This window comes from Actinomadura sp. CNU-125, assembly GCF_001942465.1.
In the GTDB taxonomy this organism is placed as follows: Bacteria; Actinomycetota; Actinomycetes; order Streptosporangiales; family Streptosporangiaceae; genus Spirillospora.
Genome location: NZ_MKJY01000477.1, coordinates 15,168 through 39,095, shown reverse-complemented (window position 1 = coordinate 39,095; position 23,928 = coordinate 15,168). Strand labels below are relative to the sequence as shown.

The window sequence follows — 23,928 nt, the reverse complement described above, 5'->3', positions numbered from 1 at the left end:
TCACTCCTGTCTGGCCTGCTTGAGCAGGTCGGCGCGCAGGTCGTCGCCGTCGCCCGCCTCCCGCAGCCGGGTCAGGGCCTCGCGCGTCTGGTCGTCGATCTTCGCCGGGACCTGCACGTCCACCGTGACGAGCAGGTCGCCCTTGGTGCCGTCCCGGCGGGGCGCGCCGCGGCCCCGGACGCGGAACGTCCGCCCGTTCGGGGTGCCCTCGGGCAGCTTCAGCGTCACCGGCTGCCCCTGGAACGTCGGCACCCGGATCTCGCCGCCGAGCGCCGCCTCCGGGAACGTCACCGGCACCGACAGCGTCAGGTTGTCGCGGTCGCGGCCGAACACCGCGTGCGGCTTCACCTTGATGTTCACGTACAGGTCGCCGTTCGGGCCGCCCGCCTCGCCCGGCGCGCCCTTGCCCTTCAGCCGGATCTTCTGCCCGTCGGACACGCCCGCCGGGACGCGCGCCTGGATCGTCCGGGTGCCGGTGGCGCGGCCGCTGCCGTGGCAGGTCGGGCACGGGTCGTCCACGACCAGGCCGCGGCCCCGGCACTCCTTGCACGGCTCCTGGAACCCGAAGTTGCCCAGGTTGCGGGTCTCGTGCCCGGTGCCCTCGCAGTTCGGGCACACCCGCGGGACGGTCCCCGCCTTCGCGCCCGTGCCGCGGCAGTTCGCGCACGCGGCCTCGCTCGTCAGCTTGATCGGGACGGTCACGCCGTTCATCGCGCGGCCGAACGTCAGCGTCACGTCCGTCTCGACGTCGGCGCCGCGGCGGGCCCGCCGCGTCCCGCCCGTCCGGGTGCCGGCGCCGCCGCCCCGGTTGAACAGGCCGCCGAACAGGTCGCCGATGCGTTCCCCGGCGCCGCCGGTCTGCGTTCCGGCGCCGCCCTGCTGCCCGAAGATGTCGCCCAGGTCGAAGGGGAAGCCGCCGCCCTGCTGGCCGCGGAACCCGCCCGGCATGGACCGCACCGAGTCGTACTCCTTGCGGCGCTTCTCGTCGGACAGGACGTCGTAGGCCTCGGAGACCTCCTTGAAGCGGTCCTCGGCGTCGGCGTCGCCCCGGTTCGCGTCCGGGTGGTACTTGCGGGCCAGCTTCCGGTAGGACTTCTTGATCTCCTCCTGCGAGGCGGTCTTGGAGACACCGAGGACCTTGTAGTAGTCCTTCTCCAGGTAGTCCTTGGTGCTCACGGCGCCCCGCTCTCTGCTCTGCCCAACTGCCTACGTCCAGTCTCGCCGCCCGGCCGTCCGGCCCGTCCCGCCCCGCGCGGGGACGGGACGGGCCGTCCGTGCGTCACTCGTCGGACTTGCCGGAGTCGTCCGACTTGTTCGACGGCTTGTCCGCCGACTCGTCCGCCGCGGCGGCATCGGCGGTGTCGTCCGCCGCGTCCGCGTCGCCGCCCGCGGCCGGTTCCGCGTTCGGGTCCGGCTCGGCCACCGCGACCCGCGCCGCGCGCAGGATCCGCTCGCCGATCCGGTACCCGGGCTGCAGGACGTCCACGACGCTCGTCTCGGTGACGTCCGGCGAGTAGGAGTGCATCAGCGCCTCGTGCACCGTCGGGTCGAAGGGCTCGCCCTTCTCCCCGTAGCTCTCCAGCCCGAGCTTGCCGGTGACCGCCTCCAGCGCCTCCCCGACGGACTTGAACCCGCCGGTCAGCTCGTCGTGGTCGCGGGCGCGGCCGATGTCGTCCAGCACCGGCAGCAGTTCCGACAGCACCTGCCCGAGCGCCTGCTCGCGGACCGCGACCCGGTCCCGGTCGACGCGCTTGCGGTAGTTGTCGTACTCGGCCTTCAGCCGCCGCAGGTCGTCGAGCCGTTCGGTGAGCTGCTCCTGCAGCGCCGCGGCCTCGCCGTTGCCCGCCCCGGCCTCGGCGGCCCCCGCCGCCTCGTCGGCCGGGGCCGCCGGGGCGGCGGGCTTGTCCTTCTCGCCCGCCTTCTCCCGGACTTTCCCCGTCTCGGGGTCGATGCGCCGCTTGTCGCGGATCACCGGTCCCTCCTTCTCCTCGCCCTCATCGGGAGAGGTACTCACGATGCGTCACCCTTCGGCTTGTCGTCGTCGATGATCTCGGCGTCGACGACCTCGTCGTCCTGGCCGCCCTGCGCGTCCGCCGTCGGCCCCGGTTCCTCGGCGCCGGCCTGGGCGCCCTCGGGGTTCTGGGCGTACATCGCGGCGCCCATCTTCTGGCTGACCTGCGCGAGCTTCTCCGTCGAGCCCTTGATGGCGTCGACGTCGGTGCCCTCCAGCGCCTTCTTGACCTCGGCGACGGCCTCCTCGACCTCGCCCTTCAGCTCCGCGGGGACCTTCTCGTCGTTCTCCCGCAGGAACTTCTCGGTCGAGTAGGCGAGGGTGTCGGCCTGGTTGCGGACCTCGGCCTCCTCCTTGCGGCGCTTGTCGTCCTCGGCGTACTGCTCGGCGTCCTTGACCATCTGCTCGATGTCGTCCTTGGGCAGCGCGCTGCCGCCCGTGATGACCATCGACTGCTCCTTGCCGGTGCCCTGGTCCTTCGCGCTGACGTTCACGATGCCGTTCGCGTCGATGTCGAAGGTGACCTCGATCTGCGGGACGCCGCGCGGCGCCGGGGGCAGGCCGGTGAGCTGGAAGGTGCCGAGCTTCTTGTTGTACGCGGCGATCTCGCGCTCGCCCTGGTAGACCTGGATCTCCACGGACGGCTGGTTGTCGTCGGCGGTGGTGAACGTCTCCGACCGCTTGGTCGGGATCGTCGTGTTCCGCTCGATGATCTTGGTGAAGATGCCGCCCTTGGTCTCGATGCCGAGGCTCAGCGGGGTGACGTCCAGCAGCAGGACGTCCTTCACCTCGCCCTTCAGCACGCCCGCCTGCAGGCTCGCGCCGATCGCGACGACCTCGTCCGGGTTGACGCCCTTGTTCGGCTCCTTGCCGGTCATCTCCTTGACCAGGTCGGACACCGCGGGCATCCGGGTGGAACCGCCGACCAGGACGACCTGGTCGATGTCGTTCACCGTGATGTTCGCGTCCTTCAGCACCGACTGGAACGGCGCCTTGGTCCGGTCGAGGAGGTCGGAGGTCAGCCGCTGGAACTCGGCCCGGGTGAGCTTCTCGTCCAGGTGCAGCGGGCCCTCCGCCGAGGCGGTGATGTAGGGCAGGTTGATCTGCGTCTCGGACGAACCGGACAGCTCGATCTTCGCCTTCTCGGCGGCCTCGCGGAGCCGCTGCAGCGCCATCTTGTCCTTGGACAGGTCGACGCCGTTGGCGTTCTTGAACTTCTCGACCAGCCAGTTCACGACGGCCTGGTCCCAGTCGTCGCCGCCGAGGTGGTTGTCACCGCTGGTGGCCTTGACCTCGACGACCCCGTCGCCGACCTCCAGCAGGGACACGTCGAACGTGCCGCCGCCGAGGTCGAACACCAGGATGGTGGCCTCGTTCTCCTTCTCCAGGTGGTACGCCAGCGCCGCGGACGTCGGCTCGTTGATGATCCGCAGGACGTTCAGACCCGCGATCTGGCCGGCCTCCTTGGTGGCCTGGCGCTGGTGGTCGGAGAAGTACGCCGGGACGGTGATGACCGCGTCGGTGACGGACTCGCCCAGGTACGCCTCGGCGTCCCGCTTCAGCTTCTGGAGCACGAACGCGCTCATCTGCTGCGGGTTGAAGTCCTTGTCGTCGATCTTGGTCTTCCAGTCGGTGCCCATCTCGCGCTTGACCGACCGGATCGTCCGGTCGACGTTGGTCACCGCCTGGCGCTTGGCGACCTCGCCGACCAGGACCTCGCCGTTCTTGGCGAAGGCGACGACGGACGGCGTGGTCCGCGACCCCTCCGCGTTGGCGATGACGGTGGGCTCGCCGCCCTCCAGGATCGCGACGACCGAGTTGGTCGTCCCGAGGTCGATGCCGACCGCACGTGCCATGTTCTCGTTCCTCCGTCGTTCGTCCGGTGTTATCGCACCCGGTCGCGTCCCGCTGGTCGTAAGCGGCAGGGTGCGGCCGGTTGGTCTCCAGTTCGCAAGGTTGCCCGGGCGGCTCCTCGTTGTCAAATCACTTGAGTCGCCCCGACTCAACTTTGCTGATGTTCTCTCTAACAGGACGTGTGAGCCCCCTATTCCGGTTCCCGCCGCACGAGAAAACCGACCTATGGGGGCGAACACGGAGGCTTCCTCCGGCAGAGACCTAGCGAACCCATCCGCCAGAGGAGACACATGAGTCCCCAACGCTGGAGCCGGGCACTGCTCGGCTCCCTGCTCGCCGCGGGCGCACTGGCCGCGGTATCCGCACCCGCCGACGCCGCCCCACCGCCCACCGGCGGCCTGACCCCGGGCAAAGCCTGGAAGGTCACCCTGCTGACCGGCGACGTCGTGTCGGTCCGGACGGCCGAGGGCGAGCCCCCGCTCGTCTCGGTGACCCCCGCGCCCGGCCGCGAGAAGGGCGCCTTCCGCAAGGAGATCCGCCCGGACGGCCACGTCGTCGTCACCCCGATGGACGTCGCCGGGCTCGTCGGCCGCGTCATCGACCCCGAACTGTTCGACGTCACGTCCCTGATCAAGCAGGGCTACGACGACGCGCGCAGCAAGGACCTCCCGCTGATCGTGCGGCAGTCCGGCGGCCCCCGCGCCCTCTCCGCGCTCGGCGGCGGCCTCGACAAGACGAAGGACCTGCCGAGCATCGACGCCGTCGCCGTCCGGCAGCCCAAGAAGGAAGCCCGCGGCCTCGGCGAGACCCTCAGCACGAAGAGCGCGAAGTCGACCGGCATCGAGCACATCTGGCTGGACGGCAAGGTCGAGGCGACCTTCGCGCCCTCCGCCCCCGCCGCCCACCGCCTCGACCGGAACCTGCGCCAGGTCGGCGCGCCCGCCGCCTGCGCGCCGGGTACACCGGCGAGGGCGCGAAGGTCGCCGTCCTCGACAGCGGCGTCGACGCCGGCCACCCCGACCTCGAAGGACGCATCACCGCGACGGAGAACTTCTCCGAATCCCCCGACACCGCCGACCGCCTCGGCCACGGGACGCACGTCGCCGCGACGATCGCCGGCACCGGCGCGGCGTCCGGCGGCGAACGCAAGGGCGTCGCCCCGGACGCGGACCTGCTGATCGGCAAGGTCCTCGGCGACGACGGCTACGGCAGCGACTCCGCCGTCATCGCCGGAATGGAATGGGCCGCGGCCCGCGCCGACGTCGTCAACATGAGCCTCGGCGGCTACCCGACCGACGGCACCGACCCGGTCTCCCTCGCGCTGAACGGCCTCACCGCCGAGCACGGCACCCTGTTCGTCGTCGCCGCGGGCAACGACGGCGCGATCGAGACGGTCGGCGCACCGGGCTCGGCCGAAGCCGCCCTCACCGTCGGCGCCGTCGACGGCCGCGACCGCCTCGCCGAGTTCTCCAGCCGAGGCCCGGTCGGGCGCACCGCCAAACCCGAAGTCGTCGCCCCCCGGCGTCGACATCATCGCCGCCCGCTCCGAAGGCACCGCGATCGGCACCCCGCTCGACGCGAACTACACGAAGCTGTCGGGCACGTCGATGGCGGCACCGCACGTCGCGGGCGGCGCGGCCCTGCTCGCCGCCGCACACCCCGACTGGAAGCCGTCCCGCCTGAAGGCGGCCCTCGTCGGCACCGCCGACCCCGCCACCGGCGGCGACCCGTACGAACTGGGCGCCGGACGTCTCGACGTCGGCGAAGCCGCACGCACGCCCGTCCTGGCCGACCAGGGCGTCGTCGACCTCGGCACCTCCGCGTACCCCGGCCATGGCGAGCTGTCGACGAAGCTCGGCTGGACGTCGTCGTCGGGGAAAGCCGCCCGGTTGACGCTCGACGTCGAAGTGACCGACCGCGACGGCCGCACGACGGACGGCGCCGCGACCGTCCCGTCCCACGTGGACGTCCCGGCGAACGGCACGGCCACGGCCCCGCTGACGATCGACGCATCGCGCCTCGACCCCGGCCTGCACACCGCCGTCGTGACGGCGAAGGGCGGCGGCGCGACCGTCCAGACCGTCGCCACGCTCTACGTCGAACCCCCGACGCACACCCTCACCATCGACGCGACCCCGCTCCCCGGCGCCGACCCCGCGAACCTGTACGCCTGGGCGACCGTCGTCAACACGACCGACGTCGTGGAACTGGCCACGACCGTCGAGGTCGCGGACGGCGCGACGAAGATCCGCGTCCCCGAGGGGCGGTACTCGATCCTCGGCACCGTCCAGGGCGGCGGAACCGGTGACGCCTGGTACTACGCCGTCGCCGGTGACCCCGACGTCCTCGTCGACGGCGACACGACCGTGACGCTCGACGGCGCGAAGGCCGTCCCCGCCACCGTGCAGGTCGAGGGCGTCCAGACGAAGGCGATCTCGAACTACGCGAACGTCGTCCAGTCCACCGACCAGGGCATGTGGTCGATGACGACCACCTCCGGCGACGCCGAGGCGGCGCCCATGATGCTCCAGCCGATGGACGCCCCGCAGACCGGCTCGCTCCGCGCCTACGCCGCGCACCGGCTCCGCGGCCCCGACGGGTTCTACGACGTCCTGCGCCCGCTCGGCGACGGGATCCCCGCGGACCCGTCCCACGTCATCACCGCCGCCGAGCACGCGAAGCTGGCCCGCGTCGACGCGCGGTTCGCCGCGTTCGACGGCGACGCGACCGAAGTCCTCGCCGACAAGCGCTACGGGCTCACCCCCGAGGGCCTGCTGCTCTTCGACGCCTACGCCGACGGCACACCCGCCGGGACGACCCGCACCGACCACGTGTCGACCGGCGACGGCATCCGCTGGACGGCCTGGGGCTCGCCCCGCGACATCCCGGGCGGCTGGGTCGACCAGTCCACGGTGACCGAGTTCCGGCCGGGCCAGCACGTCGAACACACGTGGGGACGCCAGCCGCTCCGCCCCGGCCCGTACTCCGGCACCGGTTTCTCATCGAGCACGTGCGTCCCGGCCCCCACCACCCGCACCCGCGGCAACCTGCACGTCGCGCTCGTCGACCTGCAGACCCGTCCGGACGGGTTCGACTGCGGCGTCGAAGGCATCACCGGCAAGCTCGCACTGTCCGCCGACGGGAAGAAGGTCGGCGAGACGGACGGCCCGGTCGGCGACTTCACCGTCCCGTCCGGCGACACCGAGTACAAGCTGACGTACGAGAACGACTCGTCGGCGATCCTCCCGGTGTCGACGCGCACGTCGACGTCCTGGACCTTCGACTCCCGCGCCCCCCGCGGCGACGAGAGCACCGGCGTCCCGCTCCTCCTCGTCGACTACGACCTCAACCTCGACCTGACGAACCGCCCGACGGACGAACCGGCCGTCTTCACGGCGTCGCGCATGGCGGGCACCGGCGACACGAAGGTCACCGGCCTCCGTTTCTGGACGTCGACCGACGACGGCGCGACCTGGACCGAAGCCGAGACGAAGCCCCTCGGCAACGGCAAGTTCAGCGCCCCGCTCCCGTCCAAGGGCTCCGTCTCTCTGCGCGTCAGCGCGGAAGACGAGGGCGGCAGCGCCATCGACCAGACGATCATCCGCGCCTACAACGTCAACTGACCCACCCCGGCGCCCGGCGGAGGGAATCCCTCCACCGGGCGCCGCCCAGCGCCATAAGGTGAGCCGGTGGTGGACACCGATCACGTTCGTCTGGGTCGAATAGCCGACAAACTCGCCGCAGCGCGCTCGGCCCCCATACCGTCGACGCCTTCGGCGCGGAAACACACCGGTTCGAACTCAAGCCGCCGTTGCCCGAGGCCGTCGTGGCCGAGTTCGAAGAACGCCACGAGGTGGAGCTTCCCCCGGACTACCGCCTGTTCATCACCGAACTGGGAGCCGAAGGCGCAGGCCCGGGCTACCGGCTGTGCCGTCTCGACACCGCATGCTGTACGTATCGCCGGTCGGGCCACCTAGCCCAGCCCAGCCCGTACCTGCCCGGCCCGCGATACTTCGGTGATTGGGAGCAGCGGTACGAGGATGTGCCAAGGCCGGACCGGAACTTTTTGCGAGGCACCCTGGCGATAGCCGCCCACGGATGTTCGCTCGTGACCCACCTCGTGGTGACGGGACCGGCGCGCGGACGGCTGTTCAACCTCGACAGCGAAGGACCGGTCGGCCCGTACGTCGTCGAAGACATCGACTTCCTGGCCTGGTACGAACGGTGGCTGGACGAAATCGTCGCCGGTTACGACGTGGGCTGGTTCGGCGAACGGCTCCCGCTGGACGAACCCGAACTCCTCGCCGTCCTCACCGACGACCCGTCACCACCCCGGCGTGCCCGCGCCGGAGAGTCGCTGCTGCAACAGCCGGCGCTCGGCGACACCGCCTGGAACGCTCTGCTCGCCGCCATGACGAGCGACCCCGACCCGACCGTCCGCGCGAACTGTGGGACCAACTGCGTTGGGAAAGGCACAAGCACGGGCGCACTCTGTCCGACGCCGAAGCGATCGCGGACGACATCGCGCAACACGCCAGGTCGAGCACTCCACGCGGGCTCAACGCACTAAGTATTCTGCGCAAACTCACCTTCATAGACATCTGTTCGGAACTAGCGTGCGACGACCTCGAACGCCAACGGCATGGGGCATACCAGCTCGCCTGGCCGTACGCGTTCCAACAGGAAGACCCTCCGCAAAGCCTGCTGGTCGACGTGGTCGGCGGACTCATAGACGACGCGGACCCGCGCCTTCGATCACACGGCGTTGCCGCAATCCACCTTTTCCGTCTCGCCGACTTCCGCCCTCGGCTCAGCACGCTGCAGCAAGTCGAGACCGACCCCTGGGTGCAGTACGAGATCGAACGGTGTCTCAGCGAGGACCTGACCCAGACCTGGGAGGACTTCGCGGCGGCTGCAATGGATGGCTACACCGACGAGCCTCCCTTCTGACCACCAGCGCGGCTAGTTTTAGCGACATGTCGGTTGCGCAGAGCTTGGCCGTTCTCCCCACCCCGTTCCTCGTCGAGCACCTGCCGGACGCGACCCGTCCCCAGGACGACGAGTGGACCGCCCTCGTGCGTGCGCCCGGGGGCGGTCTCACCGTGGTCAGGGAGGCCCCGCACGACGTCCGGAACGACCGCTGGGTCGGCCTCTACAGCGGCGAGACCGCGCACGACCTGGAGGCGACCGGCATGCTGGCCGCTCTCGTGGACCCGCTCGCCGAGGTCGGGATCTCGGTGTTCGCCGTGTCCACCTACTACGCCGACCTGCTCCTGGTCCCGGAACCGAGACTGGACGATGCCGTCACCGCCCTCGAAGCCGCAGGACACACCGTCCGCAGGTAAGGCCGTCCGGCGCGTCCGCTCGGCGATCGCTGCAGCCGACGGACGACGGCCGAGGAAGGCGAACAGGCCACGCCGAGCCGGTCGCCGATGCCGGGGTGCGAGAGGACGACTCGGCGCGGCGGCCCGCGCATGCACCGGCGGCACCCGCCGCTGCTCGTCCAGCCGCCGGGCCAACTCCGCGAGGGTCGCGGCTTCGAGGAGCCGGTCGTGTCCCGCGCCGTCGCGGATGAGCGCCCACCACCGTCGCGTGAACGCCCCAGCCCATACGCACGTGCCCGGATAGCGCCGCTGCAGTTCGGCGGCGGTCACCGTTCCGTCCCGTCGCGTCGGGCGAGGTAGGCGAGGACGAACGTGGTCGCTTCGACGATTCGGTCGGCTTCGGCGATCGGTTCGTTACAGGACGTCCAGAACCAGTGGCGTCCGCCGTCGTCGGGGCGCGGACGGCACGTGATGACGTCGCCCAGGACGGACGCGTCGTCACAGCACCCGCCCACGCCCGGGTTCGAGACGCGCAAGCCGTGCGCGGTGAGTTCGACGTCGAGTCGCCGCGCGCCCAGATGCGCGCCGAGCACCGCGAGCGGGTCGGGTTGAAAAGTACGATCTGCCATAGGTCGGACCACCCTCCGGCCAAGGCCCGGCCCCTGGTGTGCCAGCACCAGGCCGGGCCGCCCTAGTTCGGAAATGGAGGGACCACCGGCGCTTCGTCCTCGACGGCTCGCAGCACGTGGACGATCCGGTCTGCGGCCGCCGTGACGTCGTCGGCCCGGCCGAGCGACTGCCCCCAGGCCCAGCGGAACTCGACGCCGTCGCAGGCGATGCGGTCGTTCAGGCGCGGCGCCGCCGGATTGGTGACCGTCAGGGCGTCACCGTGCAGACGCGTGCGCCAGCCGCGCCGCGCCAACTCGTCGGCGAGGGCTTGGAGCGGCGCCGAACCGTTCGTGGTCTCCATGGCCGGAACGGTAGGACTCGGGCGGATGCCGAAAGTCACAAGCGTGAACTCAGTGCGGAATGCCCATCCGTGCGGCGAGTCCTCGCAGCTCACGGCCTATGGCGGTGCTCTTGTTCTGCTGCACCATAACCGCTACGGTTTCGGCCACTTGGCCTGAATTGCGAATCTTATGCGGCGCGATTCGCTCGGCGCGCAGCAGCCAGCGCTCGGCCTCGGCGCGGGTCCTTTTCTCCCGTGCGAGCCCGCGCCCCACATCGGCCACGAACGTGGCGTGCCGTCCGCGGCGCGGGGCGATGGCGCGCTCGTCCACGTCCCGGGCGAGTTCCAGCAGCGTGCCGCCGCGCTCGCCGCGCTCGGTGGCCAGCGCGACCTTCCAGACGCCGACGTTCGAGGCGGAGAACGCTCCCCAGTTGGCGCCCGGGGTGTCGGGCGTGCGGTCGGCCAGTTCGGCGGCACGGCCGAGCCAGTCGCGTGCCCGTCCATGCTCGTGGACGACCGTGGCCTGCAAGGCGGCGGCGAGGGTGGTCATGCCGAGCACCTGCACGCCCAGGTCGTCCCGGACGTGCGGCTCCAGAGCGTCCGCCGCGCGTTCGGCGGCGGCGAGCGTCTCGTGCCGGGCGGTGGTCGGCATCGTGTGGATCCGCAGGGTCGCGGCCTTCCCGGCGGCGACCGGGTCGTCCAGCAGCGCGGCGGCCTCGGCGGCGCGCATGGCCGCGATCGCCGCCAGGTACCCGTAGCCGAGGTCCTTGGCCGCGAACGTGGCCGTCTGGAACGCCTCGATGAGAGCATGCAACGCCGCCCGGTGCGCCGCCTCGTCCGCCGGTGCACAAGCGTGAACGTGCAGTTCGCCGATGAGGGCGGGCAGCTTCTCCCCGACCGTCTCATGCTTGTACTTGCTGCGTTCGATGCGCCCGATCTCGGTGACGAGTTCGTCCAGCGGCCGGGCCCGGTCGGCCGCCGGCGCGGTGAGCGTGTTGGTCATCAGCGCGGCCCGGACGGCCGGGATCGTGGCGTGCGGCGCCGCCTGGACGGGGTCGGCGGTGAGGTGCGGGCCGCCGACGAGTTCGGTTTCGGAGACGCGGAGCGCGGACGCCAGCGCGGAGATGTGCGAGCGGCGGTCCAAAGCGCGCTGGCCCCGCTCCGCCATGGACAGGAAGCTCTTCGACAAACCCGCGAGCCCGGCGAGTTCCTCAAGGGTCAGCCCGCGCCATCGGCGAAGTGCCCGCAGACGGGCGCCTATGGTGATCTCGTCCCGCATCGTCCTCGCACCTTCCTCAAGGGATCAGACATCCTCAGCGTAAGTCGCGAGGCCCCTGCCCGGCCGCCGGAACGGGGATGGCCACGGAAGGGGAGATGACCGTGAACGGTGCAGAAGTGCGGCGGGTTGGTGGGGGCGAGGTGTTGGGGGGCTCGCGGAGCTGGCCGACCTGTATGGGCGGGTTTACGCGGAGCCGCCGTACGACTCCGCGCCCAAGTTCTCCCGGGCCCGCTTCCTGGAACGGACGCGCGGGCAGGTGCGGGCGTCGGGCTTCTCCCTCGTCGAGGTTCGCCGCGACGAACGACTCGCGGGGTTCGCGTTCGGGTTCTCGATGCGGCGCGGTGGCTGGTGGGCGAACGCGTCCCTACCGCCCCCGGACGTCCTGGACGCGCCGAAGTTCGCGGTGGTCGAGCTGGTCGTCGAGCGGACGGAACGCGGGGCGGGCCTGGGCGGGGCGCTGCTGGACGCTCTCCTGTGCGAGCGTCCGGAGCCGATCGCCACGCTCGCCGCCGTGCTCGGTGCCGACGCCTACGGCTGGTACGTGCGGCGGGGGTGTCGGAAGGCGGCGGAGTTCCGCGTCGAGCCGCCGCACTCCGACGCGCTCGTCCTCGACCTTCGCGGGGCGGCCGCCTGACGGCGAAGACGGGCGCGGCTACGGCGTCCACCGGCGGGCGGGGAGGCGGACTTCGAACAGTGCGCCGCCCTCGGGTGCGTCGCCGACGGTGATCTCCCCGCCGTGTGCGCGGACCAGGTCGTGGGTGATCGCCAGGCCGAGGCCGGCGCCGCCGTCGTCGCGGCTGCGGGCCTCGTCCAGCCGGACGAACCGCTCGAAGATTCGTGCGCGGTCGTCCGGTGGCACCCCGTCGCCGTCGTCGGCGACGCGGAGTACCGCCGCGCCGCCGTGGGCGGCGAGCCGCACGCGGATCACGGCGGCCGCGTGCCGTTCGGCGTTGTCGAGCAGGTTGCACAGGACGCGGGCCAGCCGTACGCGGCTGCCCGCGACCGTCGGCACGTCCGCGACGTCGGCCTCGATGACGAGCGCGCGTGCGCCCGCGGGACGGCGCCGCAGTTCGTCGCGCACGAGTTCCGCCAGGTCCACCGGCTCCGGCGAGACGGGCCGGTCTCCGGCGTCGAGGCGGGCGAGCAGCAGCAGGTCGGCGGCCAGGTGCTGGAGCCGGACGACGTCGTCGGTCAGTTCGGCCATGTCCAGCAGCCGGGGGTGCGCCGCCGCCACCTCCAGCTGGGTGCGCAGTGAGGCGATCGGGGTGCGCAGCTCGTGCGCGGCGTCGGCGACGAACTCGCGCTGTCGCGTGACGGAGCGTTCCAGCGCGGCCAGGGTCTGGTTCGTCGTGTCCGCCAGTTCCGCGACCTCGTCCCGCGACCTGGGCACCGGGACGCGCCGGGTCAGATCGCCGGAGCCCGTGATCTCCAGCAGTTCGCCGCGGATGGCCGCCACCGGGCGCAGGGCGCGCCGGGTGACCAGCCAGGTTCCGCCCGCCACCACGCCCAGCAGGAGGGGGAGGCCGACGAGCAGCGCGCGGTCCACCGTGGCGACCGCCTCACGCGACGTGGTCAGGGAGGCGCCCGCGTACACGGTGAAGGTCTCGCCGTCGGGGGTGGTCGCCTCCACCGCCGCGAACCGGTAGTCGGCGGTGCGGCCGTCCACGGTGGCGCGGCCCGTGGCGTGCCGGGCCTCTTCGGAGACCCGGCCCGAGCGGGGATCCTCCTCGTCCAGGTCGTCGCCGTCCTCTTCTGCCAGGAGCCGCGCGGCCCGCGGGCCGTGCGTCGTCGCGGGATCGCCGGTGCCGCTGACGGCCTGCAGGTCTTCGCTCGCCGCGCGGACGCGGCCGGCAGCGTCCACGATCTGGATCGGGCGCTCGTCGGTGTTGTCCAGCTCCAGGCGGTCGCAGGGGGTGCCGGTGGCGAGCTCGGCGGCGGTCTCGCGGGCGGTCATCTCGGCCCGCAGGTCGGTGTGTCCGGCGAGGTTGGCCCGCAGCAGGGACACCATGATCAGCGCCGCGGCGGCCAGTGCCGCGGCGACCACGGCGGTCGCGCCCACCGTGGTGCGGGCGCGCACCGAGCCGACCGGACGCGGCATCTAGGCGTCCCCGCCGGGACGAGCGCCGCCGTTGGCGGCCAGCCGGTATCCGACGCCGCGCACCGTGGTGATCGATCTGCGGCCGAAGGGGGCGTCGAGCTTGCGGCGCAGCGAGCTCACGTAGACCTCGACGATGTTCGGGTCGCCGTCGAAGGCGCCGTCCCAGACGTGCGCGAGGATCTGCGCCTTCGACACGACGAGGCCGGCGTTGGCCGCCAGATGCTCCAAGACGGCGAACTCTTTCGCGGTCAGGTCCACCTGTACGTCGGCGCGCAGGACGCGCGGCCGGCGTGGTCGATGGTGAGGTCGCCGAGTTCGATGAGGGGCGCGGCGCCCCGGGTGCGGCGCCGTAGCAAGGCCCGGATGTGGGCGAGCAGCACCACGTAGGAGAACGGTTTGGTGAGGTAGCCGTCGGCGCCGGTGTCGAGCCCTTCGGCCTGGTCGTATTCGCCGTCCTTGGCGGTGAGCATCAGGATCGGGGTGTCGTCGCCCGCCGAGCGCAGGGCCGAGCAGACCCGGTAGCCGTTCATCCGGGGCAGCATGATGTCGAGCAGAATCAGGTCGTAGTCGTTTTCCAGCGCCTTGTTCAGGCCCGTTGCGCCGTCGTGCGCCGTGTCGACCGCGAAGCCCTCGGCGGCCAGCCCCTGCGCCAGCGATCTGGCCAGCCGTTTCTCGTCCTCGACGATCAGTAGGCGCATCTTCCTAGCCTGTCAGAGGTCTATCTAAAGGTGGAGTCAACGTTCGGTCGGTCGCGGTTCAAATAGGCTTTCCGGCGGGTATTCCGCGGAAGCGGTCCGATCGGCCGCTTAGCATGTGCGGCAGAGATGTTTCCTTCCTTGCCTTGTGCGTGAGGAATGCGGACATATCCGGAGAGGGTCATGAAATTCGCTGCCAGAAACGCGTTGTCGGGGCGGGGGGCGTCGCTTGCGGCGGCGGTCGTGGTGGGCGCGCTGATCGGGGCCGTGACCACGTCCGTGGCCGCCGCCCGCGACGGCGGCGATCGGCGGTCGGCGTCTCGCATCACCGGCCTGCGGGCCGCCGACGCCGCGCTGAAAACGATCCCCGGCGGCCACATCGAGGGCCTGGAGATGGACTACGACGGCCGGAGGCTGGTGTGGGAGACCGACGTGCTGGCCGTCGACGGCACCTGGCGGGAGCTGCACCTCGACGTCCACGACGGCCGCGTCCTGGCCGACCAGATCGACCGGCCCGAGGTTTCCGAGGACGGCGACGGCTGCGACGACCCCAAGTCCGATGAGGGCGTCGCGGGTCCGGCGGCCCAGTCCGCGGCGCTGCGATCGGCGAAGATCAGCGCGTCCCGGGCCGCGCGGGTCGCGCTGGAGGAGGTGCCCGGCACCATGGTCTCGGTGGACTTCGAGTACCGCCGTACGGCGCACGTCTGGGAGATCGACATCACCGCCGAGAACGGGACGGCGCACAAGCTGAAGGTGGACGCCGCCTCCGGCGCGCTCGTCGCGAACATCTCCGGCGGGGGCGACGACTGATCGGTCCGTCAGTGCGCGGCGGAGTGCGCCGCCAGGCCGATCGGGAGCGCCTTCACCCGCAGGTCGTGACACTCCGGGCAGATCGGATCGACCCAGGGCGGTTGGGCGGGCACCCCGCTCAATTGCCAGGCGATCCCGTGGCCGCAGTGCCGCGCCTCGTACAGGTCCTCCCACACGACCAGGCAGTGCAGGCAGTAGAAACGCCATTTCTCGGTGGCCGTCGCGATATTGTGTGCGTGCCCGACTGGACACTGCGTGCGCGTATCTGCGTCTAGCGTGGACCACATATGGGGATGGCGGACTTCAGGCTGTGGAAGCACGGTCACTTCTTCCACGACGGTGTTCCCCATGTGAAGGTCCATCGGATTCCTCCCTGGTCTCGGTGCGTTGTTCCTCCGATGGATTCACCATGACGGACGTTCCTGAGGCCAGGCTGAAGCATTCTGAACGTTTCTTCAGAGCGATTCATTTGCGACATTTCGGCACAAGTTAGGTTGATCGTCTCTTCGTTCGCGACGGATCTATCTCGTTTCGCGATAGATCCGATGACGAACATGTGTTGGACTCATCGATCATCCTTGGCCGAGGCTGACGGCATGAGACCTCAGGTGTCGCGCGGGTTGCTCCTGCTGATGTCGACGGCGACCGGACTGGCGGTCGCGAACAACTACTTCGCCCAGCCGCTGCTCGATCTGATCGGACGCGAGCTGGGGATGACCGCGTCGGCGGCGGCGCTGGTGGTGACGGCCGCGCAGTGCGGGTACGCGCTCGGGCTGATCCTGCTGGTGCCGCTCGGCGACCTGGTGGACCGGCGGCGGCTGGCCGTGTGCCTCTACGCCGCGACCGCGGTGTTCCTGCTGGTGTCGGCCACCGCGACCAGCGGCGCGGTGCTGCTGGCCGGGACCGCGCTGACCGCGCTGACCTCGGTGGGAGCGCAGGTCGTGGTGCCGTTCGCGGCGACGCTCGCGGCGCCCGAGGAGCGCGGGAAGGTCGTCGGCACGGTGATGACCGGGCTGATGCTCGGGTTGCTGCTGGCGCGGACGGCGTCCGGCACGCTGGCCGAGCTGGGCGGGTGGCGGACGGTCTACTGGGTGAGCGCGGTCCTGATGGCGCTGATGGCCGTGCTGCTGCGCGTCCGGCTGCCGCGCCTCGACGGTGAGCCCGCGGGTCTCTCGTACGGCGGGTTGCTGCGCTCGACGGTGGCGATGCTCAAGTACGAGCCGCTGCTGCGGTGGCGGGCCGCGATGGCCGCGCTGAGCCTGGCGTCGTTCAGCGTGCTGTGGACGGCCGCGACGCTGCTGCTGGCGCGGGCGCCCTACGGCTGGTCGGAGTCGGCCATCGGGCTGTTCGGCCTGGTCGGGGTCGTGGGCGCGCTGACCGCGTCGGTCGCGGGACGGCTGGCCGACCGCGGCCGCGTCCAGGCCGTGAGCGGGGCCGGGACGGTCCTGCTGGCGGCGTCGTGGCTGCTGCTCGCGGGCGGGGAACGCTCGGTGGTCTGGCTGTTCGCCGGTGTCGTCCTGCTCGACCTGGCGCACCAGGCGGTGCTCAACAGCAGCCAGAACGTCGTCTACGCGCTGCGCCCCGAAGCCCGCAACCGGATCAACTCCGCCTTCATGACCGTGTTCTTCGTCGGCGGCGCCGTGGGCTCCGCGCTGACCGCGGTGGTCTGGGCGCACGGCGGCTGGACCGCCGTGTGCGTCCTCGGCGCCGCGCTCTCCACCGGGACCGTCGTCCTCTGGGCCCTCGAACGGCTCGCCGCCGCCCGCACCCCGAACCTCGTCCTCGCCACCGCCAAGGGAGATTGACCGTGTCGCGAACCGTGCTGATCACCGGAGCCACCGGAACCGTGTCCACCGCGCTGATGGACGCCCTCAAGGGGACGGACGTGCGCCTGCGGGCCCTCGTCCGGGACGCGTCGAGGGGCGTGCCGGGCGCAGAGACGTGCGTCGGCGACCTCGACGACGCCCGGTCGCTGCCGCCCGCCTTCGAGGGCGTGCAGGACGTGTGGCTGCTCGTGCCGAACGGGCCGCGGGCGCCCGAGCACAACATGAACGCGCTGTGGGCCGCGCGCCGCGCGGGCGTCGAGCGGATCGTGCGGCTGTCGGTCGTCGGGGCGGCGCACGACGCGCCGAACCGCAGCGGACGTCTGCACGCCCTGTCGGACGTGGAGACCGAGTCGTCCGGAATGCGGTGGACGATCCTGCGGCCGCACTGGTTCATGCAGAACCTGCTGAACGAGGCGGCCGACATCGCCCGCGGGACGTTCGCGCTGAACATGGCGGACGCGCGGATCGGCATGATCGACGCCCGCGACATCGCAGACTGCGCCGCCCGGATCCTGCGCGACGACCCCGGCCGCCACCACGGCCGGACCTACACCCTGACCGGCCCGCGTTCGCTGACGTTCGCCGAGGTCGCCGAGCGGCTCGGCGCCGCCCTCGGCCGGCCGGTGAGGTACCGGCCGGTCGGCGACGACGCCAAGCGCGCGGCGCTCCTCGGGTACGGGGTCCCGGCCTGGATCGTCGACATGCTGGAGGAGTACGCGCGGGCGTACGCGTCCGGCTGGGGCGACCACACCACCGGGACGGTCGCCGAGCTGCTCGGCCGTCCGCCGCGCGACGTCGCCGACTTCGCCCGCGCCCACGCCGCCGCGTTCACCCCCTGAGGAGGAGGTCATCGTGCGAGGGCGATCACGGCCGGCCCGGGACGGTCGCGGAACGGGCGTAGACCCGCCCGCCGGAGGCGGCCGAGGCCAGCGGACGGCGCCACAGCGTCGCGCCGTCGCGCGGGCGGGTGCGCGCGAGCGCGGTCCCGGGGCGTTTCAGGACGGTGCCGTCGCCGAGGGCCCGCCGCACGTACGGCCGCCCGCAGGCCAGCGCCCGTCCGGTCGACAGGTCGATCTCGTCGGCGCATCCGGCGAGTGTAAAGCCCTCACCGGGCGGGCGAGAGGAAAGCGTGTCCCGGTGGCCCCGGCCGCGACTTTCCTGTGAGGAAAGTACGTGCTACTTTCCTCACAGGAAAGTAGATGAGGGAGGGCTGCCATGAACCCCGACGACGCCCGCAGCGCACTCGCCGACGCGCACCGGCTCCAGGAACGGACGCGCGACGAGCACGTGCGTCAGCAGTTCGCCTGGCCCTACATGTGCGCGACGGCGCTCGGCATCTTCATCGCCTTCGGGTCGACCGACCTGCCCGCGCCGTGGGACACCCTGGCCTTCCTGCTGGGCGAGGGCGTCCTCATCGGGTCGGTGATCCTGCAGCGCCGCCGGGCCGCCGTCCGCATGAAGGCGAACGTCGGCGACGGCCTGTTCGTGCTCCTCGGGGCCTTCCTGGTGCTCGCGGGCTACATCGCCTTCAACGTCGTCGCGTCGCTCGGCGTCCTGTCGTTCGGGCTTCCCACGCCCCGGATCTTCGCGGCGGCCGCCTTGGCGCTGCTCTTCCTGGCGCTCGCCGGACCCTCCCGGCGCCTGTACACCGCGCTCGTCCGGAACACCTGATGGAGCCCGGGTTCGACGAGTTCCTGCACGTGCCTGCGCGGCTGTCGATCGTCGCGCTGCTCGCGCCGGCCGACTGGGCCGAGTTCGCGTTCGTCCGCGACGCCGTCGGCACGAGCGACTCGGCCCTGTCCAAGCAGATCACCGCGCTGGCGAACGCCGGCTACGTGACCGTGAAGAAGGGACGCGACGGCGGTGTGCGGCGCACGCACGTGCGCCTCACCCCGCGAGGACGGGAGGCGTTCGCGCGGCACGCGGCGGCGCTGGAGGCGATCGTCGCCGCCGCCCGGCACGCCCCCGCGGGGGAAGAAGCGTCCTGAGGCGATACACACTCCGGCGGTCACGAGTGTGTATCGTGTGGGCATGGCGCGTCTCAACATCACGCTCCCCGATGAGCTGGCCGCCACGCTCCAGGGGCTCGCCGAGGACAAGAAGATCGCCTCGGTGTCCGGTTTCCTCGCCGACGGCGCCCGCCTCAAGCTGTCCTACCTGCGCGACGCCGCGACCGTCGACGAGCTGTTCGGCCCGCCGACCCCCGCCGAGCAGGCCATGATCGACCATCTCGTCGACGAGAACGCGCCGCACGACCGGCACGCCCAGTGATCACCGGTCAGGTCTTCGACGCGACCGCCCTCCTGGACCTGGCCACCGGCAAGACGATCTACGTGCGGGCCCGGCTGCGCGCGTCGATCGCCCAGCACGCCACGGTCGTCATCCCCGCCGCCGCGCTCGCCCGCGCCTGGCAGCTCGTCCCCGACCGCGGCCGCACCGTCCTCGACCGGCTCCCCGCGATGCAGGTCGTCCAGGTCGACGACCTCGACGACGTCATCGCCAAGCAGACCGGACGGCTCGTCGCCGCGACCCCCGACCTGCGGCTCGACATCGCGCAGGCCGCCTGGTCGGCGCGCTGGCGCCGCTGGCCGATCCTGACCGCCGCGCCCGAGGAGTACACCGGCGTCCCGGACGTCCGGGTCGAGCCGATCCCCTGAGCGGTCCCGGTCAGGCCCAGGACGCGAGGCCCGACTGGAGCGTTTCGAGGGCCTCGTCGACGGCGTCCGGGAGGTTCATCGACGGGTCCTCGGTCCAGCGGACCATCAGGTCGAGGAACACGCCGAAGACCGCACCGGCGAGGGTCCGGACGGCGCGGTCGTCCGGGGCGCGGCCCGTCCGCTCGGCGAACACCTCGCCGAGGGTCCGCATCGTCGCGAGGAGGTTCCCGAACGCCGCGCCGCGCAGTGCCGGGACGTCCAGGATGAGGACGGCCCGGTCCCGTGCGGCGGCGGCGTCGGCCGGGGGGAGCCCGTCGAGCGTCGCGCGCATCGCGTCGCGCAGCGCCCGCAGCGGCGGGACGTCCGGCGGGCTGCCGCGCAGCGCCTCGAACAGGACCGGGTCGTAGTCGTCGCTGACCACCAAGTCCTCTTTCGTGGGGAAGTAGCGGAACACCGTGGTGTGCGCGACCTCGGCCTCCCGCGCGATCTGCTCGACCGTGGTCGCCTCGTACCCGCGCTCCCGGAACAGCCGCAGCGCGGTCGCCTGGATCAGCGCCCGCGTCCGGGCCTTCTTCCGTTCCCGTAGCCCAGACGCCACCGCGCACCTCCCGTACGTGCCTCCGGTCGACCCTACCGACCGTCCGGACCGTCCACGAGGCCCCGGCCCTCGACGTCCACCCGCGGCAGGACGCGGTCCAGCCACCGCGGCAGCCACCAGCCCGCCCGCCCGAGCAGCGCCAGCACCGCCGGGACGATCGTCATCCGCACCACGAACGCGTCGAAGAACACCGCGACGGCCAGCGCGAACCCGAACGACTGCAGCATCGGCAGGTCCGACAGGACGAACCCGGCGAACACGCTGATCATGATGAGCGCCGCCGCCGTCACCACCCGGGACCCGTGCGCGAGCCCCGCGACCACGGACGGGACGGGCGCCGCGCCCCGCACGTGCTCCTCCCGCATCCGGGTGACGAGGAAGACCTGGTAGTCCATCGCCAGCCCGAACACCATCCCGATCATCATCACCGGCAGCAGGTTCACGATGATCCCGGACGCGTGCACGCCGACGCCGTCCAGCCAGCCCCACTGGAACACCGCGACGACCGCGCCGAACGTCGCGGCGATGCTGAGCAGGAACCCGGCCGTCGCCTTCAGCGGCACCAGGACCGACCGGAACACCAGCATGAGCAGCAGGAACGCGAGCCCCACGATGAGCAGCAGGTACCCGGTCAGCGCGCCCGCCAGCTTGCGGGACGTGTCGACGTCGATCGCCGTCCGCCCGGTGACCGCGACCCCCGGGCCCGTCGCGTCCCGGATCTCCTCGATCAGCTCCTCGGTCGCCTCGCTCGTCGGCCCGCCGTCCGGCACCACCCGGACGAGCGCCGTGCGGCCCGCGTCGTCGACCGCGGCCGTCCGCACGTCGGCGACGCCGTCCAGCGCCCCGACCGTGGCGGTGACGCGGCGGGCCGCCGCCGCGGCGTCCGCGTCCTGCACGACCAGCGTCAGCGGCCCGTTGAACCCGGGGCCGAACGCGTCCGCGACCAGGTCGTACGCCCGCCGCTGCGTGGTGTCGCGCGGCGCCGTCCCGTCGCCCGGCAGGCCGAGCCGCAGGTCGAGCGCGGGGACCGCCGCGACCGCCAGCGCCGCGACCGCGAACGCCAGCACCGGGACCGGGCGCGCGGTGACGAACCGTCCCCACCGTCCGCCGGTGCGGGCCCGCGCGGGCCGCCGCCCCCAGCGCCCGGCGACGAACCCGATCAGCGCGGGCAGCAGCGTCAGCGCGACCAGCACCGACACCGCCACGGTCAGCGCCGCCGCGAGCCCGAGTTCGGTCAGCACCGGGATGCCCACGACCGCGAGCCCCGCGAGCGCGATCACGACCGTCAGGCCCGCGAACACCACCGCCGTCCCGGCCGTCCCGACCGCGCGCCCGGCCGCCTCCACCGGTTCCCGCCCGGCGAGCACCTCGTCCCGGTAGCGGGAGATGATGAACAGTGCGTAGTCGATCGCGACCGCGAGGCCGAGCATCAGCGCCAGCGCCGGGGTGTCGGAGTTCAGCGTCAGGAACCCGGACGCGGCCACGATCGCCGACAGCCCGACGCCGATCCCGGCGATCGCCGTCAGCAGCGGCAGCCCGGCCGCCGTCAGCGACCCGAGCGTCACCGTCAGCACGACCGCCGCGAACCGCGACCCCCGCCAGCTCCCCGGCGCCCTCCTCCGGCGGCGGCACGCGTCGCCGCTCAGCTCGACCCGCAGGCCCGGCCCCTCCGCCGCGGCCCGCAGCGCCGCGCGGTCCGCGTCCGTCAGCTCGTCCGCCGGGACCCCGTACCCGACCTCCAGCACCGCGACCCGTCCGTCCGGCGAGACGACCGGTTCCGCGACCCCGGCCACCCCGGGCACGGCCGCGATCCGCGCGGCGGTCGGCCCGCACCGCGCGCTCGTCCGGTGCCCCGGCGAGGACGACCCGGGCGCTCGCCCCGCCGCCCGCGGCGTCCGGGAACCGCTCCATGACCAGGTCGTTCGCCCGCTGCGCCTCGGTGCCCGGCACCGCGAACGCGTCCTGCGTCGGCGCGGACAGCGTGGCCGCGCCGACGCCGCACACCGCGAGCAGCCCGGCCCACAGGGCGGCCACCAACCACCGCCGCCGGAAACACCACCGCCCGAGCCGGGCCAGCGACACCGCCATGACATCCTCCAAAGCGCTAGTGGAGTAGCAATTGTTAGTCGACTAGCGCTTTGTCGTCAACGGCCGCCGGACTCGGACGACGACGCCCTGTACGCCTGCCTCGGCGACCGGATCGGCGCCCTCGACGGCGTCGAACGCGTCGAAACCGTCCCGATCACCTCCTTCGCCGAACGGGTCGCCCCGGCCGTTTGATAGGTTCCATCGAGTCATGGGCGTTTTCACCAAGTAACTCCAGCGGCGCCGCCGACGGTCGATCACCGATCCCGTCGACGCCGGCGCCACGGGTGCACATCCGTCACCCGGCTCCCGCACGCCCGCGGGAGCCCTACCTGGAGTTCCCTTGAACATCTCTCGTTCGGCGTCTCGCCGCGCCCTGCCCGAAGCGGGCACGGCGAGCCGCTGGAAGGCCCTGACCGTCCTGTCCCTCCTGCAGTGCCTCATCGCCGTGGACGTCACGGTCGTCAACGTCGCGCTGCCGTCCATCGGCGGCGATCTGGCCGCGGCCCCCGCCGAGCTGACCTGGGTGGTCACCGGATACGCGCTGGTCGGCGGCGGCCTGCTGCTGCTCGGCGGGCGGATCGCCGACCTGTTCGGACGCGCCGCGCGTTCCTGACCGGTGCGGCCCTGTTCGGGCTGTCGTCCCTGCTCGCCGGGGCCGCGCCCGACCTGCCCACGCTCGTCGCCGCCCGGTTCGGGCAGGGCGCCGGTGAGGCGCTCGCCGCGCCCGCCGCGATGTCGCTGATCGCGCTGCTGTTCACCGAGCCGGACGAGCGCGCGCGGGCGCTCGGCGTGTGGGGCGCGATCTCCGGCCTCGGCATGGCGGGCGGCGTCGTACTGTCCGGCCTGCTCACCGAGCTGCTGCACTGGCGCTGGATCTTCCTCGTCAACCTGCCCGTCACGATCGCGGTGCTGGCGCTCACCCCGCGGCTCGTCGAGCGCGACCGCGCGCCGGAACGCGGCGGCGGGCTCGACGTGCCCGGCGCCGTACTGCTGACCGCCGGTCCGCTGGCGCTGGTCTTCGGCGTCCTGCGGGCCGCGCACCGTCCGTGGGACGACCCCGCGGTCGCGGCGCCGGTCCTCGGCGGGTTCGCGGCGCTCGCCGCGTTCGCGCTGGTCGAGCGGAGGTCGCGGCGTCCGCTCGTCCCGCCGTCCTTCTTCGCCGACCGCACCCGCACGGTCGCGAACGCCGCGACCGTCCTGCTCAGCGCGGCGTTCTCGACGACCTTCTTCATCGTCACCCTGTACCTGCAGGACGTGCTGGGCCTGAGCCCGCTCGAGACCGGCCTGTCGTGGCTGCCGTTCTGCGCGGTGCTGCTCGCCGCCCTCCTGCTGACCGGGAAGGTGATCGCCCGCGTGGGTACGAAGGGCACCGCGCTCGCGGGCGCCGCGGCCACCGCCGCCGGGGCCGGGCTGCTGTCCCGGATGCCGGTCGGCGGCGGCCTGTGGCCGGACGTCCTGCCCGGGACGATCGCGATGGCCGCGGGCATGGCGCTCGGGCTGATCGCGCTGCAGAACGCCGCGCTGCACGGCGTCACCGAACGGGACGCGGGGATCGCCTCCGGCGTGCAGCGGTCGGTGGACCAGCTCGGCGGGGCGCTCGGCCTCGCCGTGCTGGTCGGGCCGCGGCCGCCGTCGCCGCGCGGTCGCCCGGCGACCTCGCCGCGCAGGTGGCCGGCTTCCAGGCGGCCTTCCGCTACGCGCTGGTCGCCGTCGTCGTGGCCGCCGTCGGCTTCGCCGTC

Annotated in this window: 25 protein-coding genes and 2 pseudogenes; 14 read left to right on the top strand and 13 right to left on the bottom strand. The window is 72.4% G+C overall.

Annotation, left to right across the window (positions count from 1 at the left end):
* From dnaJ to dnaK, 3 genes are all read right to left on the bottom strand, one after another.
* On the bottom strand, nucleotides 1-1,176 hold the full coding sequence (dnaJ, locus tag BJF79_RS38235) for a molecular chaperone DnaJ (RefSeq protein ID WP_075904706.1): 1,176 nt from the start codon (nucleotides 1,174-1,176) through the stop codon (nucleotides 1-3).
* A 103-nt stretch (nucleotides 1,177-1,279) separates the two neighbouring features.
* Nucleotides 1,280-2,017 (bottom strand): nucleotide exchange factor GrpE, encoded by a 738-nt coding sequence (gene grpE, locus BJF79_RS38230; RefSeq protein WP_075904705.1) that lies wholly within the window; start codon nucleotides 2,015-2,017, stop codon nucleotides 1,280-1,282.
* Entirely contained in the window at nucleotides 2,011-3,867 is a 1,857-nt protein-coding gene (gene dnaK / locus BJF79_RS38225; RefSeq protein ID WP_075904703.1) for a molecular chaperone DnaK, read from the bottom strand. Before dnaK ends, grpE begins: the two co-directional genes overlap by 7 nt.
* 302 nt (nucleotides 3,868-4,169) lie before the next feature.
* Between dnaK and BJF79_RS52085 the strand changes: the two are divergent.
* The 4 genes and pseudogenes from BJF79_RS52085 to BJF79_RS38200 form a co-directional block, all read left to right on the top strand.
* Nucleotides 4,170-5,324 (top strand): annotated as a pseudogene (locus BJF79_RS52085) (S8 family serine peptidase); the annotation flags it as partial.
* A gap of 70 nt (nucleotides 5,325-5,394) precedes the next feature.
* Complete coding sequence (locus BJF79_RS63625) at nucleotides 5,395-7,488, top strand: S8 family serine peptidase (RefSeq protein ID WP_083734551.1); 2,094 nt, start codon at nucleotides 5,395-5,397, stop codon at nucleotides 7,486-7,488.
* A 203-nt stretch (nucleotides 7,489-7,691) separates the two neighbouring features.
* Nucleotides 7,692-8,435, top strand: a complete 744-nt coding sequence (locus BJF79_RS54460; RefSeq protein ID WP_143220763.1) for a HEAT repeat domain-containing protein — start codon at nucleotides 7,692-7,694, stop codon at nucleotides 8,433-8,435.
* A gap of 406 nt (nucleotides 8,436-8,841) precedes the next feature.
* Nucleotides 8,842-9,210 carry an ACT domain-containing protein gene (locus tag BJF79_RS38200; protein WP_075904695.1) on the top strand — a complete coding sequence of 123 codons (369 nt, stop codon included), beginning with the start codon at nucleotides 8,842-8,844 and terminating at the stop codon, nucleotides 9,208-9,210.
* Between the two features lie 305 nt (nucleotides 9,211-9,515).
* On the opposite strand, the gene BJF79_RS38195 is transcribed toward BJF79_RS38200, so the two are convergent.
* The 3 genes from BJF79_RS38195 to BJF79_RS38185 all read right to left on the bottom strand — a co-directional run bounded on the left by BJF79_RS38195 (nucleotide 9,516) and on the right by BJF79_RS38185 (nucleotide 11,417).
* On the bottom strand, nucleotides 9,516-9,818 hold the full coding sequence (locus BJF79_RS38195) for a hypothetical protein (protein WP_143220762.1): 303 nt from the start codon (nucleotides 9,816-9,818) through the stop codon (nucleotides 9,516-9,518).
* Nucleotides 9,819-9,880: 62 nt separating this feature from the next.
* Nucleotides 9,881-10,159 carry a hypothetical protein gene (locus BJF79_RS38190; RefSeq protein WP_075904691.1) on the bottom strand — a complete coding sequence of 93 codons (279 nt, stop codon included), beginning with the start codon at nucleotides 10,157-10,159 and terminating at the stop codon, nucleotides 9,881-9,883.
* A gap of 49 nt (nucleotides 10,160-10,208) precedes the next feature.
* Nucleotides 10,209-11,417, bottom strand: a complete 1,209-nt coding sequence (locus tag BJF79_RS38185; RefSeq protein ID WP_075904689.1) for a helix-turn-helix domain-containing protein — start codon at nucleotides 11,415-11,417, stop codon at nucleotides 10,209-10,211.
* Nucleotides 11,418-11,673: 256 nt separating this feature from the next.
* On the opposite strand from BJF79_RS38185, the gene BJF79_RS38180 reads away from it, so the two are divergent.
* A complete protein-coding gene (locus BJF79_RS38180) occupies nucleotides 11,674-12,051 on the top strand; it encodes a hypothetical protein (RefSeq protein ID WP_075904687.1) in 378 nt (125 codons plus the stop codon).
* Between the two features lie 18 nt (nucleotides 12,052-12,069).
* On the opposite strand, the gene BJF79_RS38175 is transcribed toward BJF79_RS38180, so the two are convergent.
* Genes BJF79_RS38175 through BJF79_RS63615 form a run of 3 tightly spaced genes read right to left on the bottom strand, consistent with a single transcriptional unit; the run spans nucleotide 12,070 to nucleotide 14,213 of the window.
* On the bottom strand, nucleotides 12,070-13,515 hold the full coding sequence (locus BJF79_RS38175; protein WP_075904685.1) for a sensor histidine kinase: 1,446 nt from the start codon (nucleotides 13,513-13,515) through the stop codon (nucleotides 12,070-12,072).
* Entirely contained in the window at nucleotides 13,516-13,773 is a 258-nt protein-coding gene (locus tag BJF79_RS63620) for a winged helix-turn-helix domain-containing protein (RefSeq protein WP_262403177.1), read from the bottom strand. It lies immediately after the preceding gene.
* Nucleotides 13,764-14,213: a response regulator transcription factor gene (locus tag BJF79_RS63615; RefSeq protein ID WP_262403176.1), complete on the bottom strand. Its 450-nt coding sequence runs from the start codon at nucleotides 14,211-14,213 to the stop codon at nucleotides 13,764-13,766. Before BJF79_RS63615 ends, BJF79_RS63620 begins: the two co-directional genes overlap by 10 nt.
* Nucleotides 14,214-14,477: 264 nt before the next feature.
* Here BJF79_RS63615 and BJF79_RS38165 point away from each other — a divergent pair, with 264 nt between their 5' ends.
* Nucleotides 14,478-15,020 (top strand): PepSY domain-containing protein, encoded by a 543-nt coding sequence (locus BJF79_RS38165; protein ID WP_158079420.1) that lies wholly within the window; start codon nucleotides 14,478-14,480, stop codon nucleotides 15,018-15,020.
* Nucleotides 15,021-15,028: 8 nt separating this feature from the next.
* On the opposite strand, the gene BJF79_RS63610 is transcribed toward BJF79_RS38165, so the two are convergent.
* Nucleotides 15,029-15,370 (bottom strand): hypothetical protein, encoded by a 342-nt coding sequence (locus tag BJF79_RS63610; protein WP_262403175.1) that lies wholly within the window; start codon nucleotides 15,368-15,370, stop codon nucleotides 15,029-15,031.
* A gap of 246 nt (nucleotides 15,371-15,616) precedes the next feature.
* On the opposite strand from BJF79_RS63610, the gene BJF79_RS38155 reads away from it, so the two are divergent.
* Complete coding sequence (locus BJF79_RS38155) at nucleotides 15,617-16,825, top strand: MFS transporter (RefSeq protein WP_075904681.1); 1,209 nt, start codon at nucleotides 15,617-15,619, stop codon at nucleotides 16,823-16,825.
* A 2-nt stretch (nucleotides 16,826-16,827) separates the two neighbouring features.
* Nucleotides 16,828-17,685 carry an SDR family oxidoreductase gene (locus BJF79_RS38150; RefSeq protein WP_075904679.1) on the top strand — a complete coding sequence of 286 codons (858 nt, stop codon included), beginning with the start codon at nucleotides 16,828-16,830 and terminating at the stop codon, nucleotides 17,683-17,685.
* A gap of 25 nt (nucleotides 17,686-17,710) precedes the next feature.
* Here BJF79_RS38150 and BJF79_RS56425 read toward each other — a convergent pair whose 3' ends face one another.
* Entirely contained in the window at nucleotides 17,711-17,875 is a 165-nt protein-coding gene (locus BJF79_RS56425; RefSeq protein WP_158079419.1) for a hypothetical protein, read from the bottom strand.
* A 186-nt stretch (nucleotides 17,876-18,061) separates the two neighbouring features.
* On the opposite strand from BJF79_RS56425, the gene BJF79_RS38145 reads away from it, so the two are divergent.
* The 4 genes from BJF79_RS38145 to BJF79_RS38130 are packed head-to-tail and all read left to right on the top strand — an operon-like array spanning nucleotide 18,062 to nucleotide 19,503.
* Nucleotides 18,062-18,517, top strand: coding sequence for a hypothetical protein (locus BJF79_RS38145; RefSeq protein ID WP_075904677.1), 456 nt, complete (start codon nucleotides 18,062-18,064; stop codon nucleotides 18,515-18,517).
* Entirely contained in the window at nucleotides 18,517-18,834 is a 318-nt protein-coding gene (locus BJF79_RS38140; protein ID WP_075904675.1) for a winged helix-turn-helix domain-containing protein, read from the top strand. The genes BJF79_RS38145 and BJF79_RS38140 overlap by 1 nt, the downstream gene beginning before the upstream one ends.
* A 43-nt stretch (nucleotides 18,835-18,877) precedes the next feature.
* Complete coding sequence (locus BJF79_RS38135) at nucleotides 18,878-19,117, top strand: ribbon-helix-helix domain-containing protein (protein ID WP_075904673.1); 240 nt, start codon at nucleotides 18,878-18,880, stop codon at nucleotides 19,115-19,117.
* A complete protein-coding gene (locus BJF79_RS38130; protein WP_075904671.1) occupies nucleotides 19,114-19,503 on the top strand; it encodes a hypothetical protein in 390 nt (129 codons plus the stop codon). The genes BJF79_RS38135 and BJF79_RS38130 overlap by 4 nt, the downstream gene beginning before the upstream one ends.
* Before the next feature lie 10 nt (nucleotides 19,504-19,513).
* Here BJF79_RS38130 and BJF79_RS38125 read toward each other — a convergent pair whose 3' ends face one another.
* Both BJF79_RS38125 and BJF79_RS38120 read right to left on the bottom strand, forming a co-directional pair.
* Nucleotides 19,514-20,101, bottom strand: coding sequence for a TetR/AcrR family transcriptional regulator (locus tag BJF79_RS38125; protein WP_075904669.1), 588 nt, complete (start codon nucleotides 20,099-20,101; stop codon nucleotides 19,514-19,516).
* 32 nt (nucleotides 20,102-20,133) lie between these two features.
* A complete protein-coding gene (locus tag BJF79_RS38120; RefSeq protein ID WP_262403174.1) occupies nucleotides 20,134-21,903 on the bottom strand; it encodes an MMPL family transporter in 1,770 nt (589 codons plus the stop codon).
* A 626-nt stretch (nucleotides 21,904-22,529) separates the two neighbouring features.
* Between BJF79_RS38120 and BJF79_RS63605 the strand changes: the two genes are divergently transcribed.
* Nucleotides 22,530-22,802 (top strand): MFS transporter, encoded by a 273-nt coding sequence (locus BJF79_RS63605; protein WP_262403173.1) that lies wholly within the window; start codon nucleotides 22,530-22,532, stop codon nucleotides 22,800-22,802.
* Nucleotides 22,709-23,731 (top strand): annotated as a pseudogene (locus tag BJF79_RS38115) (MFS transporter); the annotation flags it as partial. The gene BJF79_RS63605 and the pseudogene BJF79_RS38115, both read left to right, overlap by 94 nt.
* Between the last annotated feature and the right edge of the window lie 197 nt (nucleotides 23,732-23,928).